Origin of the sequence: Nocardia sp. NPDC005366, assembly GCF_040606855.1 — a bacterium.
In the GTDB taxonomy this organism is placed as follows: Bacteria; Actinomycetota; Actinomycetes; order Mycobacteriales; family Mycobacteriaceae; genus Nocardia.
Map to the genome: position 1 here is coordinate 86,545 of NZ_JBEXFQ010000014.1, position 14,809 is coordinate 101,353.

At 65.8% G+C, this 14,809-nt stretch carries 10 protein-coding genes; 4 read left to right on the forward strand and 6 right to left on the reverse strand.

All coding sequences use genetic code 11. The features are described 5' to 3' along the window. Nucleotides 1-11 precede the first annotated feature (11 nt). Nucleotides 12-1,352: a homogentisate 1,2-dioxygenase gene (gene hmgA, locus ABZS43_RS18000; protein ID WP_355037028.1), complete on the forward strand. Its 1,341-nt coding sequence runs from the start codon at nt 12-14 to the stop codon at nt 1,350-1,352. Between the two features lie 49 nt (nt 1,353-1,401). Beyond that, nucleotides 1,402-2,877, forward strand: a complete 1,476-nt coding sequence (locus ABZS43_RS18005; RefSeq protein ID WP_355037029.1) for an aldehyde dehydrogenase family protein — start codon at nt 1,402-1,404, stop codon at nt 2,875-2,877. A 58-nt stretch (nt 2,878-2,935) separates the two neighbouring features. Here the strand turns inward: ABZS43_RS18005 and ABZS43_RS18010 are convergent, their stop codons facing one another. From ABZS43_RS18010 to ABZS43_RS18025, 4 genes are all read right to left on the reverse strand, one after another. Next, nucleotides 2,936-3,979 carry a hypothetical protein gene (locus tag ABZS43_RS18010; protein WP_355037030.1) on the reverse strand — a complete coding sequence of 348 codons (1,044 nt, stop codon included), beginning with the start codon at nt 3,977-3,979 and terminating at the stop codon, nt 2,936-2,938. 317 nt (nt 3,980-4,296) lie between these two features. Continuing rightward, the gene (locus tag ABZS43_RS18015) at nt 4,297-5,625 is read right to left on the reverse strand and encodes a family 1 glycosylhydrolase (RefSeq protein WP_355037031.1); all 1,329 of its coding nucleotides are present in this window, start codon (nt 5,623-5,625) and stop codon (nt 4,297-4,299) included. Between the two features lie 401 nt (nt 5,626-6,026). Beyond that, nucleotides 6,027-6,830 carry a methyltransferase domain-containing protein gene (locus ABZS43_RS18020; protein ID WP_355037032.1) on the reverse strand — a complete coding sequence of 268 codons (804 nt, stop codon included), beginning with the start codon at nt 6,828-6,830 and terminating at the stop codon, nt 6,027-6,029. Between the two features lie 139 nt (nt 6,831-6,969). Next, nucleotides 6,970-9,234, reverse strand: coding sequence for an MMPL family transporter (locus tag ABZS43_RS18025; RefSeq protein WP_355037033.1), 2,265 nt, complete (start codon nt 9,232-9,234; stop codon nt 6,970-6,972). 237 nt (nt 9,235-9,471) lie between these two features. Here ABZS43_RS18025 and ABZS43_RS18030 point away from each other — a divergent pair, with 237 nt between their 5' ends. Together ABZS43_RS18030 and ABZS43_RS18035 are read left to right on the forward strand one after the other, a co-directional pair. Further along, entirely contained in the window at nt 9,472-11,739 is a 2,268-nt protein-coding gene (locus ABZS43_RS18030; RefSeq protein ID WP_355037034.1) for a molybdopterin-dependent oxidoreductase, read from the forward strand. Nucleotides 11,740-11,792: 53 nt separating this feature from the next. Further along, nucleotides 11,793-12,281, forward strand: a complete 489-nt coding sequence (locus tag ABZS43_RS18035; protein ID WP_355037035.1) for a DUF4231 domain-containing protein — start codon at nt 11,793-11,795, stop codon at nt 12,279-12,281. Nucleotides 12,282-12,323: 42 nt separating this feature from the next. On the opposite strand, the gene gndA is transcribed toward ABZS43_RS18035, so the two are convergent. Together gndA and ABZS43_RS18045 are read right to left on the reverse strand one after the other, a co-directional pair. Beyond that, nucleotides 12,324-13,769 carry an NADP-dependent phosphogluconate dehydrogenase gene (gene gndA, locus ABZS43_RS18040; protein WP_355037036.1) on the reverse strand — a complete coding sequence of 482 codons (1,446 nt, stop codon included), beginning with the start codon at nt 13,767-13,769 and terminating at the stop codon, nt 12,324-12,326. A 287-nt stretch (nt 13,770-14,056) separates the two neighbouring features. Beyond that, on the reverse strand, nt 14,057-14,533 hold the full coding sequence (locus tag ABZS43_RS18045) for a PRC-barrel domain-containing protein (RefSeq protein WP_355037037.1): 477 nt from the start codon (nt 14,531-14,533) through the stop codon (nt 14,057-14,059). Nucleotides 14,534-14,809: the final 276 nt, after the last annotated feature.

A 14,809-nucleotide genomic window follows, 5' to 3' on the forward strand; every position in this document is an offset into this window, starting at 1 on the left:
ACGGAGACATCATGACGAATACCTCGATCACCGAGGAAGTGCCCGGTATCGCCGCCGCGACCGACTTCGCCTACCTCAGCGGTTTCGGCAATCAGCACCAGAGTGAAGCGATCCCCGGAGCGCTACCGGCGGACCAGAATTCACCCCAGCGCGCTCCCTATGGGCTGTACGCCGAACAGCTGTCGGCGACGGCGTTCACCGAGCCGCGCGCGGTCAACCGTCGTAGCTGGGTGTATCGGATCCGCCCTTCTGCGCAGCATCCGCCGTACACCAGGATCGACAACCGGACCTTCCGCAGCGCGCCGATTCTCGACGGAGTGGCCGATCCCAACAGGTTGCGGTGGAATCCGCTGCCGGATTCGTGGCCGAAGGGCGATTTCCTCGACAGCCTCTACACCGTCGCGGCCAATGGCTCGGCGCTGCAGCGGCAGGGCATCGCGGTGCATATGTACTACGCCACCGAGACCATGCGGGACCGCTATTTCGGTGACGCCGACGGCGAACTGCTGGTGCTGCCCCAGCGGGGCAGACTGGTCCTTCACACCGAATTCGGCAAACTGGCCGTCGGGCCGGGGCAATTCGCGGTGATCGGTCGCGCGGTGCGTTTCCGGGTCGAACTCGTCGACGAGCGCGCCGTCGGATACGTGTGCGAGAACTACGGTTCGGCCTTCGCGCTACCGGAACTGGGCCCGATCGGCGCCAACGGCCTGGCCCACGCCCGCCACTTCCGCTACCCGGTCGCCGCCTACGAAGATCTCCAGCAACCCGTGCAGGTCGTCCAGAAATTCGGCGGCAATCTGTGGGATGCCGAATACGACCATTCACCGCTGGACGTGGTGGCCTGGCACGGATCCCATGCCGCGTACGTCTTCGACTTCCGCCATTTCAACGCCATGGGAACAATCGGCTTCGATCACCCCGATCCCTCGATCTACACGGTGCTGACCTCGCATTCGGATACCCCCGGGCAGGCCAATGTCGATTTCGTCGCATTCCCCGCGCGCTGGAACGTCTCCGAACATTCCTTCCGGCCACCGCATTTCCATCGCAATGTGATGACCGAGTTCATGGGATTGGTCGAGGGAGCCCACGACTCGAAGGCGGAGGGTTTCGTTCCCGGGGGTGCGAGCCTGCACAACATGTGGGCCGCGCACGGCCCCGACCGCGAAACCTTCGACACCGCGAGCGCGGCGGAACTGACACCGCAGAAGATCGAGAACTCACTGGCCTTCATGTTCGAAACCCGCTGGCCGCTGGTGGTCACCGATTTCGCCTACGCCGCCCCGCACCGCCAGCCCGACTACGACCATTCCTGGGCCGGTCTCGAACACCGGTTCACACCGCCGATCTGATCGGCACACATTCCACATCCGAGCTAGACCCGCTGTCACCGGAGACACAATGACCGCCGTATCGCCCCGCCCGTCGTTCGATCTGCCCCAGCCCACGCTGCGGATCGATGGGAAATACACGTCCGCGCAACAGGATCAGACCTACGACTCGTTCAACCCCGCGACCGAAGAACACGTGGCGACGATCGCCGCCGCGCAGCCCGCCGATGTCGACGCCGCGGTCGCCGCGGCGCGCAGGCAGTTCGAGGACGGCCCGTGGTCGAGGATGAGCGGCAGCGAGCGCGGTCGGATTCTGACGAAGGCCGCCGAACTCATCGCCGCCGACGCGGAGAATCTCGCCTTCCTCGAGGCGATCGAAATGGGCAAACTGTTCCACGATTCGGTCAACGGCGATATCCCGGCAGCCGCCGAAGTCTTCCGGCATTTCGCGGGATGGGCCGATAAGGTCACCGGAACGACCGCACTGCTGCCCGCGTTCGGTCCGCAACGCCGATTCGGCTACACCATCCGTCAGCCCCTCGGTGTGATCGGCGCGATCACCCCCTGGAACAACCCGGCCCTGATCGCGGCGTGGAAACTCGCGCCCGCCCTGGCCGCCGGGTGCACCGCGGTGGTGAAACCCGCCGAGGACGCCTCCCTGTCGACGCTGCGGTTGGTCGAATTGCTTACGCAGGCAGGTCTTCCCGACGGCGTCGTCAATGTCGTGCCAGGGCTCGGCCCCGTCGCGGGCGCGGCGTTGGCGGGACACCCCGGCATCGACAAGATCTCGTTCACCGGAAGTCCGCGGGTCGGCAAACAGATTCAAAGCCTGGCCGGTGACACCTTCCGCAAGGTCACCCTCGAACTCGGCGGGAAGTCCGCGCAGCTGATCTTCGACGACGCCGACCTCGAGGCCGCGATGCCCTGGATCGCGATGGGCAACTTCTACCACCAGGGTCAGGTCTGCGCCGCGGGAACCCGCGTCCTCGTACACGAATCGATCGTCGACAAGGTGGTCGACGGCCTGGTCGAAGCCGCGGGAAATGCGCAGATCGGCGATCCGTTCCTGCCCACCAGTACCATGGGTTCCATCGTCAACGAGCGCCAGCTCGATCAGATCCTGCGCTACATCGATATCGGCCGCGACGAAGGGGCCGAACTGGTCACCGGCGGCAGCCGCCTCGACCGCCCCGGCTATTTCGTCGAACCGACCGTCTTCCGCGGGACCAACGACCTGACCATCGCCCGCGAAGAGATCTTCGGTCCGGTCGCCACGGTGATCAGCTTCAAGACGACCGAGGAAGCGGTCCGCATCGCCAACGAAACCAAGTACGGGCTCAACGCCATGGTCTACACCAACGACCTGTCGCGCGCACTGACGGTGACCGAACAACTCCGCGTCGGCACGGTCTGGATCAACGGCTGGGGCGTGCCCGACCCCTCCCTGCCGTGGGGCGGACGCGGCGGCAGTGGAATCGGCCGCGAACTCGGCCGCAGCGGAATCGAGGCCGACACCGAGGAGAAAACCGTCCACGTCGGACTGTGATCGCTCCTCGGGACCGAGCCGTTGGCGGACTACGCCGAGCTCATCGCAGTTCTGGAGCTCAGCGGCGCAGCGGGTGGGCCTGGAAGAAATCCCAGATGAGCTGAGTCGCGTTGATGGACGTGGTATTCGCGCCGACCAACGGTTGCGGATACACCGCGGACGAGGTGCCTGGCCAGACGTGACCCGCGCCGAGCACCGTATACAGCTGGACGGAGGCGTCGGCCGGGCACGCGTAGTTCCGCAGGCTGACATCGGGCGCGACGAGCTGATCGGTGGGTTCGGCCGCGCAGCCGTTGCGCCGGGCCCAGGCGGCGGCATTATCGGGGATACTTCGGCTATTGGGACCGTTGACGCCGGGTTCGGAATCATTGAGGGACGAACCGGTATTGCCCGGCGTCGGCAGGAATCGGGCGTTGGGGCCCTCGCCGCCGGTGTAGGCGATGATCGGGTCCTCGGAGCCGTGGAAGGCGATGACGGGCACGGGTCGGCTCGGATGGCACCAGGTGAAGTCCTGCAGACCCGCGACCGGCGCGATGGCCGCGATCCGTTCGGAGAGTTGGCATCCCAGCGACGAACTCGTGAACCCGCCCATGGAGAGCCCGGTGGCGTAGATCCGCTGCCGGTCGACGCACAGTGTCTCTTCGACATGGGTGAGCAGCTGCGACAGGTAGGTGATGTCGGCACTGTTCTCGGTGAAATCCCATTGGGGTAACCGGAGTTCGCTGAGTTGCGGGGTGATCGTCAAGAATCCGCGACTTGTGCCGAGTTCGGCGAGCCCCGTGCCGGAATGCTCGATGTCGGCGGGTTCCATGAACCCGTGCAGGTCGAGTACGACGGGTAGCGGCTTGTTCGCGCCGGGCGGAATGCTCTGGATATACGTGCCTGTCTTGCCGCCGTTCGTGAACTGCAGGGTGGATTCACCCGAGGCCGGTGTTGGCGTCGAGCAGCCGCTCGAGGCGCTGGGGGAGGCGGGTTGTCCGTGCGCTGTCGCCTCGACGGCAAGGGCCGTGGCGGTCAGCGATACGACAGCCACCGCCGAGCCGATAGCGCGCCGCAGCTGTCGTGCGCGAGGACCGCGAGGTGTGGAGATGAGCTCGAGCATGAAATGACATTCTCACATCACGAAGTGAGATTCTCGGAGATAGAAAACCTTTGTGCATATCTACGGGCTCGGCGCCCGTCGGCGATGTGCGCGACTCGGGGCTGGTCGTCGGCATCCGGCCACGCCGCGACGGGTCAACGACGCCACTGCTCGGCCAGGAACGCCAGGGTCCGGTCGAGGGCGACCCGGGCCGGATGCCCGAGCACGCGCAGGTCGTCATTCGCTCGTGCCGTGATTGTGGAGAGATCCTCAGCATCCAGGCCCAGCGCATCCCGACCACGCCGACACCGGGAACCAGAGGATATCCCGGGACGGGTTCAGCCCGGGACGGTGACCGGGTCGGCGCAACTGGCGATCGTGTCGACGAAGGAGCAGGGCTTGGGGGCGTGAGTGGGCCGATAGTCGGCCGGAACGCCGTTGTCGCGGGTGATGTCGGTGTAGGCGGCGACGGCATCGGTGGGTGTGCGCGTGAGGGTGGGGTCGGTCCGGACGTCGACCGTGTAGAGGCCGAATCGCGGTGTATAGGAACCCCATTCGTAGTTGTCGGTAACACTCCAGTAGTTGTAGCCCATGACGTCGATGCCATCGGCTTTCGCGCGCTGGAGCCAGTAGACCGTGTCGCGGAGGTTGTCGGCACGGGTGTCGCCGTCGGCGCGGGGCAGGCCGTTCTCGGTGGGGATACCGTTCTCCACGATGTAGAGCGGTTTGTCGGGGAAGAGGCGCGCGTAATGCTGCAGGGCGTAGTAGATGCCCTCCGGTTGCAGGGGGTTCTTCCAGAGATCGGTGAAATTGATTGTCGTGGTGAGGGTGTCGGGAGATATGCCGTAGTAGTAGTCGATGCCGATGTAATCGAGTCGGTCCGCGATGCGGTTGACAACAGTGGCGCCGTTCACGGCGTCTTCGGCGGCGGGGATGTAGGCGACGTTGCTCGTGACCATCGCGTCGGGTTGAACGCGGTGGATGTGGTCGTAGATGCTGTTGTGCGCCTGCGCGATCCGTTCGAACATGGTGGGCGCGGCAGCGGGGGAGATGCCCCCGTGGCTGGTTTCGTTGAGTACGTAGGCGGCGGGTTCGTTGAACGTGACCCAGAGGGGGGCGGCGCCGGCATACCGGTCGACGACCGTTCGCGCGTTGGCGAGCCAGTCCTCGACGATGCCTGGGTTCGCCCAGCCGCCGCGGTCGACTTCCCAGCCCGGGTACACCCAGTGGTCGAGGGTGATCATCGGCCGCATACCCGCGGCCTCGATGGCGGCGATCACATCGTCGTAGAAACGGAACCCGTCCTCGTCCCATACGCCGGGCACGGGTTGGACTCGGGCCCACTCGATTCCGATACGGTATACCTCGACGCCGAGTCCGGCGGCCAGTGCGATATCCGAGCGGAACCGGGTGAAGAAGTCCACCGAGTCGAGGTATGGGTCGCTGGTCTTGCCCGCCGCGACATACCTGGACCAGTTGCTGTCCGGTGCGTGTCCCTCGGACTGGTAGCCGGATGCCGCTACGCCCCAGAGGAAGTCGTCACCGAGCGGAGCGATCCGGGCGGGAGGGGCGGGACGAGCGTGCGCGGGCGCGGTGGTCCCGATGAGTAGCGCGGCGGTGGCGGCTCCCAGAGCTGCCATGGCGCGGCGTCGACTCTGTGTGCGCATCGAAATCCTCTGTCGAATGTGGTGATCGGCGTTCGTAGACCTCCGGCGCCGATGGGGGATCCGGGTCTCACGGGTCAGGGTACTGGTCGGTTGTCCGTATCGGAGCGCAACGCGGAACGTGTCGCGCTCGGTGGGGGAGTGGTGGTGGACAGCGCCCGAAGTAGGCGCGTGGGGGAGTGTGGCACCCGATAGCAGGTGGGCGGATGAGGAATGAGGAATCGCGATGTACGGCCTCGGTCATAGCGGGTGTTCTACATAAAACATTCCGATACGTAGATATGCGCATCTAACTATGTCTTCACTGGTCTCGAACACCGAATCCCGGCCAACAATGCACACGCACGTCCCAGCCATACAAAACCGCACAGACAAAGGGAGGGCAAAGATCCTGACCGGTCGAATCAGCCCGCGTCCACACGCGCCGCGGCGACGACATATCCCTTGGGATCACGCCACCTTTCCCCGGGATGAGCCGCGAACCAATCCTCGACGTCGGCACGCAGATCTTCGAGGATCGCATCTCGTTCGGGGAGATCGGCGGGAACCCCGTAGAAGGCGAACAGCGCCTCGGCGAATCGAACCAGCGGTTCGGCGCTGTCGAAGACGAGGGCGTTATCGGAGCGGTGGATCCGCACCGCTCCGAACACATCCGACATCAGTCGCGGCAGGCTGTCGGAGTCGACGGACGCCCGGAACGACCCGGTCTGTTCGATCCCGTAGGTATTGGCGTGCGCGGCGACCAGTTCGGCGGTACGGGGACAGTTTCCCGGGTGGTTCACCACGACCGCGACGGTGCCGCCGGGTTTGGTCGTCCTGCGGAACTCGTCGAGCGCCACCCGTGGATTGTCCACGTGATACAGCATGTGACGGGCGGTGATCGTGTCGAAGGTGTTGTCGTCGAAGGGAATTCGCTCGGCGTCGGCGAGGACGCCGAGGACGCCGGGTAGGACGTCGGCCGCGGCGACCATGGTGGGGGAGGTGTCGATCCCCACGAGCCGGCCGCGGTGGCCCGAGGACACCAGGTCGGCGAGGAAGCGGGCGTCGCCGCAACCGATATCGGCCAGGTATTCGGCGCCGGATAGTCCCAGCGCGGCCAGGACGTCCTCGGTCGGGTCGTGCGCTTTCTCGGAGTAGTGCTCGTGGGTGTCGATCCGCACGCGTAACGGGGTGGGGTCGGCGTATTCGGCATCGAGACGGCTGCTCATCGGTGGTCGTCCTTCGGTCCAGTGGCCGTGGTGACTCCGGTCGTCCGAACCTCGTCAGGTCCGGTTCTGGCGCAGAGCGTACCCCTCCGACCGCCGTCGGAGAGCGCTTTTGCCGTGTGTGACGGTTCGGTGGCTGCTGCTACATGTCGCGGGGCGCACCCGTGACCACCGGTAGCCGGGTGGTGACGGGATCGGTGATCGGGATGGTCTCGGCCAAGTCGACGGTCGTTTCGCGGCCGGGGTGTTCGTCGTCGAGGGTCGGTTCGCCGAGGCCGACGCGCCGTTGGAGGCGTTTCATCCATTCCGGCGCCCACCAGCAGTCGTCGCCGAGCAGTTTCATGATGGCGGGCACGAGCAGCATGCGCAGGATGGTGGCGTCGATGAACAGCGCGGCGATCATCCCGAAGGCGATGTACTGCATCATCACCAGATCGGAGAAGGCGAAGGCTCCGGTGACCACCAGGAGGATGAGTGCGGCGGCGGTGATGATATTGCCGGTGCGGGCGGTGCCGACGCGGATGGCTTCACTGGTATTCGCTCCCTCGGCGCGCGCTTCGACCATGCGGGAGAGCAGGAAGACTTCGTAGTCGGTCGATAGTCCGTAGATGATCGTGATGATCAGCACCAGCACATTGGACTGGATCGGCTGGGGTGTGAAGTTCAGTAGTCCCGCGCCGTGTCCGTCGACGAATATCCAGGTGAGGATTCCGAGGGTGGAGCCGAGGCCGAGTGCGCTCATGAGTGCGGCTTTGATGGGAAGGACCAGCGAGCCGAAGGTGAGGAACATGAGCGCCGTGGTGAGCAGAAGGACGAGCGCGATCATGATCGGAATGCGATAGAGGAGTGCGTCGATGCTGTCCTTCTGGATGGCGGGCACGCCGCCGACGAGCACGGTGACCTCATCGGGGAGTTCCATCGAACGCAGATGGTCGATGGTGGTGCCCGCTTCGTCGGAGTCGGCGAGAATCGCGCGGGTGCGATAGACGTTCTTGTCGGTGGTCGAGCGGGACGGTATGTCGAAGTCGGCCGTGAGTCCGGGAGCTCGGTTGGCCTGCCGGACGGTGGCGCCGACGGCGAGGGAGTCGTCGGAGACGATGACGAGTTCGATCGGGTCGGAGCGGCGTTGCGCGAAATGTTCGTCGATGGCGGCCTGCGCGAGGCGAGTGGGGTTGTCGGGCGGGAGGTAGCGCTCGCTGAAACCGCCGAAGATGAGATTGCGCACCGGCAGGATCAGGAGCAGCAGTAGCACGCAGATCGGTACGGCGATGGTGAGCGGGTGCCGCATGACCCATCGGGTGCAGCGTCCCCAGAGGCCGTTCTCGATGTCGTGCGCGGTTTTGGCGGTGCGGAAGCGGGGGAATCCGAGCGCGTCTACGCGGGGACCGAGAATCGCGAGGAGGGCGGGCAGGATTGTGATGGCGGTGAGCGCGGCGAGCGAGACGGTGGCGATGGCGCCGTAGGCCATGGATTTGAGGAAGCCTTGCGGAAACAGGAGCATGCCGCCGAGGCTGGCGATGATCATGGTCGCGGAGAAGACGACCGTGCGGCCCGCGGTCGTCACCGAGCGGCGGACGGCGGTGCGGGTGTCGTAGCCCGCGGCGGATTCCTCGCGGAATCTGCTCACCATGAACAGCCCGTAGTCGATGGCGAGTCCGAGTCCGATCATCGAGACGACGGGTGAGACAAAGGAGTTCACTTCGGTGAAGTTCGTGATGGCGCGTACGATCCCGTTCGCGCCGAGCATGGTGAGGCCCCCGACGATCAGCGGAAGCGCCGCGGCGACGATTCCGCCGAAGATGAAGAACAGCAGGACGGCGACGGCGGGGATGGCGAGTAGTTCCACCCGCCTGGTGTCCTCGGCCATGGTGTCGTTGAGGGTACCGCCGACCGGCTGCAACCCGCCGACTCGGACGTCGATCCCGGGAATGTAGAAGGCGTTCTTGACTTTTCGGTAGTTACGTACCATCTCGGTGTCGGTGTCGCCGCGGATGGCGATGGCGGCGACGGCGTATTTCTTGTCGTCGGTGGCCGCTTTGCCGCTGCTGAGCTTTCCGGTTTCGGTGCGCCAGTAGGCGGCGTTGATGCCGCTGATCTCCCCGGGGTGGTCGCGGGGCAGGCTGTCGAGGTTGCCGATGACGGCCCGGCTGAATTCGGGGTCGTCGACGGTGCCGCCTTCGGGTGCGGTGTAGAGAACAACGACGTCGAAATCGTGATTCCGCCCGAAAGCGCGGTCGGATAGGCGTGCGGCCCTCGCGGATTCGGATCCGGGGTCATCGAGTCCGCCGGAGCTGAGGTGGTGTTCGAAGCCGAGCCCGTAACCGCCGAGGCCGAGTAGCGCGGCGACCACGATGCCGACGACACCGAAGCGCAGGCGATAGACCAGATCCCCCCATCGAGTGAACATCAGCGACCTCCTCGATCGTGTTGGTGGGGAGAGGGTATGGAGGTCGGTGCTGGTCCTGCGACGGGGAAAGTCAAGGGGCCGCATCCTTTCCGAGGGGGTTGTGGGGGTTTCTACCTCAAGGTACCGACCGAAGTGAAATGCAGGTGTTTAACTACTCGATTCTTCGTCTCGGGATCTGAGGGCAGGAGGAGCTCTGAGGGCAGTAGGAGGACGGACGTGCGGCGCTACCGTGGATGTATGACAACGCATCTCACGCACTGGGGCGTGTTCGACGCCGAGAGCGATGGTAAACGGCTGACGTCGGTGCGCGGGTGGGCGGGAGATCCGGAACCTTCACCGTTGATCGGGAATATGGCCTCGGCGCAGCACGACCCGACCCGCATCGATCGTCCGTATGTGCGCCGCGGGTGGCTCGAGCGTGGGCCGGGCGGGGCGGGGCGCGGTGACGAGGAATTCGTGCCGGTGTCGTGGGAGCGAGCGCAGGATTTGCTGGCCGAGGAACTGGCGCGGGTGTATCGGGAGTATGGGCCCGCCGGGGTTTTCGGCGGATCGTACGGGTGGGCGAGCGCGGGTCGTTTCCATCACGCGCAGAGTCAGGTGCATCGGTTCCTGAATTGTCTCGGCGGCTACGTGCGCAGTGTGAACAGCTACAGCCTCGGGGCGGCGGAGGTGTTGTTACCGCATGTCATCGGCAGTATGGATTGGCTGGAGCGGCATTCGACCGCGAAATCGGTGATCGCGCGCCATACCGAACTCCTGGTGGCCTTCGGCGGGATCTCACCGAAGAACTCCGTCGTGGGGGTGGGCGGTGTGTCGCGGCACAATACGGCGACGTGGGTTGGTGCGGCGCGGTCACGCGGGTGCCGGTTCGTCTCGATCGCCCCGCTGCGCGACGATATCGCCGAACACGCGGAGGCGGAGTGGATCGCGGCCCGGCCGGGTACCGATGCCGCGCTGATGTCGGCTCTGGCGCAGGTGCTGGATGCGGAAGGGTTGGCGGACACCGCGTTTCTGGACCGGTACACGGTGGGGTATCCGCATTTTCTCGATTATGTGCGCGGTGCGGTGGACGGGGTCGTCAAGGATCCGGGCTGGGCGCAGGCGATCACCGGGGTTCCCGCCGAGCGCATCCGGGCGCTGGCGCGCGAGATGGCGGCGGCTCGGACGTTGATCACCGTCAGCTGGTCCTTGCAGCGGGCACGCCACGGTGAGCAGCCGCTGTGGCTGGGGGTGGTCTTGGCGGCGATGCTCGGCCAGATCGGGTTGCCCGGTGGCGGGTTCGGTCACGGGTACGGGTCGACCTCGTCGCTGGGTGAGCCCGCGCGCGCCTATTCGGTGCCGCGACTTGCGCAGGGATATAACGGGATCGACCTGTTCATCCCGGTTGCCCGGATCGCCGACATGCTGCTGAATCCGGGGGCTGCCTTCGACTACGACGGCAGGCGGCTGACCTATCCCGATATCCGGCTGGTGTACTGGTGCGGCGGGAACCCCTTCCATCACCACCAGGATCTGGCGCGTTTGCGCGCGGCCTTCACCCGTCCGGAGACTGTCGTCGTGCACGACGCGTTCTGGACCGCGACCGCGCGGCATGCCGATATCGTGTTGCCCGCGACGATGAGTATCGAACGCGACGATTTCGGCGCGGGGCAGCAGGACCGCGTGTTCTTCGCGATGCCTGCTCTCACGCGGCCGCACGGGGTGGCGCGTGACGATTACACGATTTTCGCCGGACTGGCCGAACGTCTGGGCGTCGCCGCGGATTTCACCGAGGGGCGGACGGCCGCCGAATGGCTGCGGCACCTCTATCGGGAGTGGCGGCGGCCGGGTATGCCGGATTTCGACGCGTTCTGGTCGGCGGGATCGCTGGAAATCCCGGTACCGGACGCGGAGCAGGTGCTCTGCGCGGATTTTCGTGCCGATCCGGTGGCGTCGCCGCTGCACACCCCGAGTGGTCGGATCGAGATCTTCTCCGAGACCATCGACGGTTTCGGCTATGCCGATTGTCCCGGCCATCCCGTGTGGATGGAACCCGAGGAGTGGCTCGGTGGTGTTGCGGCGGAACGTTTTCCGCTGCAACTGGTGGCGAATCAGCCGCGATCCAGGCTGCACAGTCAGCTCGATGTCGGCGAGTACAGTCGGGCCGCCAAGGTCGCCGGGCGTGAACCGCTGCGGCTGCATCCGGACGAAGCCGCCGCGCGGGGTATCGGCGCGGGCGATGTGGTGCGTGTCTTCAACGACCGCGGTAGTTGCCTGGCCGGTCTCGTCATCGACGATGCTGTTCGTCCCGGTGTCGCGCAGTTGTCCACCGGTGGTTGGTACGACCCGGACCCGTCGGATCCGACGTTCTGTCGCCACGGCAACCCGAATGTGCTCACCGCCGATCGCCCGGCGTCGGCGCTGAGTCAGGGCTGTGCGGGTCAGTTGGCGCTGGTGCAGGTCGAACGGTTCCGAGGGGCGTTGCCCGCGTTGGGGATCGATCGTCCGCCCGCGACGGCAGGGTAGCGGGTCCGGTCCGCTCCGCGTGCGAACCTGGCGGTCTTCGCGATGATGAGGGTATGAGGATTCGTGCCCCTTGGCGTTCCGCGCATTGGATGCGCACTGCCCGTCGTGACGATCAGGAACTTCCGGTCCCGGTGACGGCCAAGTGGGAGTGGTATCGCAAAGGCAGTAAGCGGCATAGGCGTTCGTATGCGCTGACGGAGTTGTCCGCGATCGTCGGGGCGGCCGCGATTCCGGTCGTGGCGGTCACCGATCTGCCCGCGCTGGTCGTCGCGCTGCTCGGTGCGGCAGTCCTGGTCGCGACCGGGGTGCGTACCGCGTTCAGTCTGCACGAGAGTTGGGTGCAGGACAGTCAGATCCAGTACGCGATCGAACGCGAGGTCGCGTTGTATCTGGTGAAAGCGCCGCCCTATACCGGGGACACCGCGCCGGTCCGCTTGGTGGAGGCCGTGGAGGCGATCACCTGGGAAGGGGGTCGGCAGTGGGCGTCGAGGAGATTGCAGATGTCGCCCGCGCCCGCGGTGAGGGCTGACAAGGGGAACTGACCCTCGGGACCGGCGGGGGTGCGCCGGTCCCGAGGTCGAGGTTCAGCTCGCGGCGATTTCGCTGCGGTCGCCGCTCCACAGGGTGTGGAACTTGCCCTCGGCGTCGATGCGCTCGTAGGTGTGCGCGCCGAAGAAGTCGCGCTGGCCCTGGGTGAGCGCGGCGGGGAGGCGTTCGGCGCGCAGCGCGTCGTAGTACGACAGCGAGGAGGCGAACGCGGGCACCGGAATTCCGAGCAGGGTGGCGGTGGACACCACGCGCCGCCAGCTGTCGATGGCGGTTTCGATGGCCTCGCGGAAGTAGGGCGCCAGAATCAGGCTCGGCAGGGCCGGGTTCTCGTCGTAGGCGTCCTTGATCCGGTTGAGGAAGCGGGCACGGATGATGCAGCCGCCGCGCCAGATCGTGGCCAGATCGCCGGGATGCAGATCCCAGTCGTATTCGGCGCTGCCCGCGGCGATCTGATCGAAGCCCTGCGCGTACGCGACGACTTTCGAGGCGTAGAGGGCCTGGCGGATGTCCTCGGTGAATTGTGCGACGTCGGTGGGCTTTTCGGCCAGTGCTCCCGATGCGAGGCCGACCGCGGCCTTGCGTTGCTCGCGTGAACCCGACAGGGCACGCGCGAAAACCGCCTCGGCGATGCCGGTCACCGGCACTCCGAGATCGAGGGCGGATTTCACCGTCCAGCGGCCGGTGCCCTTCTGTTCGGCCGCGTCGACGATGATGTCGACCAGCGGCTCACCGGTTTTCGCGTCGACCTGGTTGAGCACCTCGGCGGTGATCTCCACCAAGTAGCTCTCCAGGTCGCCGGAATTCCACTGGGTGAACACGTCGGCGATCTGCTTGGCGCCGAAGCCGAGCGCGTCGCGGAACAGGTGGTATGCCTCGCCGATGAGTTGCATGTCGGCGTATTCGATGCCGTTGTGCACCATCTTGACGAAATGACCCGAGCCGTCCGGGCCGATATGGGTGCAGCACGGGGTGCCGTCCACCTGGGCCGCGATCGATTCCAGCAGCGGACCGAGCGATTCGTAGGATTCGGCTGGCCCGCCCGGCATGATCGATGGCCCGTTGAGCGCGCCCTCCTCGCCGCCGGAGATGCCCGCGCCGACGAAATTCAGTCCGCGCGCCTTCATGGCGGCTTCGCGTCGGATGGTGTCGGTGTAGAGCGCGTTGCCGCCGTCGATGATGATGTCGCCCTGTTCCATCACGGCGGCGAGTTCCTCGATGACGGCATCGGTGGGATCGCCCGCTTTGACCATGATGAGCACGCGGCGTGGCTTCTCGAGCGCCGCGACGAATTCCTCGATCGTTTCGGTGCGCACGAAATCGCCGTCACCGCTGTGCTCGGCGAGCAGTGCGTCGGTCTTGGCAATGCTGCGGTTGTGCAGGGCGACGGTGTACCCGTGCTTGGCGAAGTTTCGGGCGATATTGCTACCCATGACCGCGAGGCCGGTGACCCCGATCTGTGCGCGCGCTGCAGTATTCGCCATCAATCAGCTTTCCTTCGTCTACGGGTGGTGTGGCATGACCGCGCGATATGGCCGGCGGTGATGCCCGGACGACCCCCGCTGGGCTGCCCGAACCCTTATCTTTCTACTCTCCCCGGCGTCGGGGTCGGACACCGCGCCGTCAGCTGATCGATCGACCCGTCCGGCGTCGCGGACTCGGACGGACAGTTCTGCGCATCGGGTGTGGCGTATGAGCTCGTGATGGTGAAAGGGGGCAGCCGGTCGTCGAGGAACAACCGGCCGCATCCGGTTCGCATCGATTCCGTGGGTCAGTCCCCGCGGCGCAGATTCCTATCGATACCTTCGGCGTCCGTGCGTCCGCGTGCGGTGCCCGAGGCCTGCCGGGACCGCGCCTCGGGGTTGCCGTAGGTCATCGGCGCTTCGTCGCCGGGGCGGATCTGCTGACGGTTCTGGCTGGTCATGCCGCGGTAGCGGGGGTCGATGCCGTAGTGCGCGAACAGTTCTCGTTCGATCTCCGGGCTGATCGTGCGCTCGTCCTCCTGATGCGGCGCCGACTTCACCTGTTCCCTGTCGACCTTCACCTGCAGCAGCTGTGCGTCGGCGTGGTACTCCGCGCCCGCCAGCGGTACCAGGGCGTCGCCGCTGAACAGGCCGGTCGATACGGCGGCCCACGTCGGTGTTCCCGAGGCGTTGTCGAGGTAGATCTGCTTGACCTTGCCGATCTTGTCGTTTCGTACGTCGTACGCGGTGGCGCCGATCAGTGAATCCGACGTTGCCTTGGTCATGATCCCTCCTACCTGGTCAGGGGTGTCCGCGCACCGATCCGGCGTAACGGACCGGTGGCAGTTCCTCGCGGGTCGACTGCGATCAATCGGTGGTGTCGAGAACAGCTCACGCGTGGGTGTGATGGTGGCTACTGGCTGGGCCACCATATCCAGTCCAGCTATATATCGGCAACTACCCGGAGATTTTCGAAACCAAACAGCTGTCAGCGATCTATGCGGTTCCATACTCGGTGACCGCCCGAGTCGATACCTTTCAGCTACCGGCAGTGAGGCTGC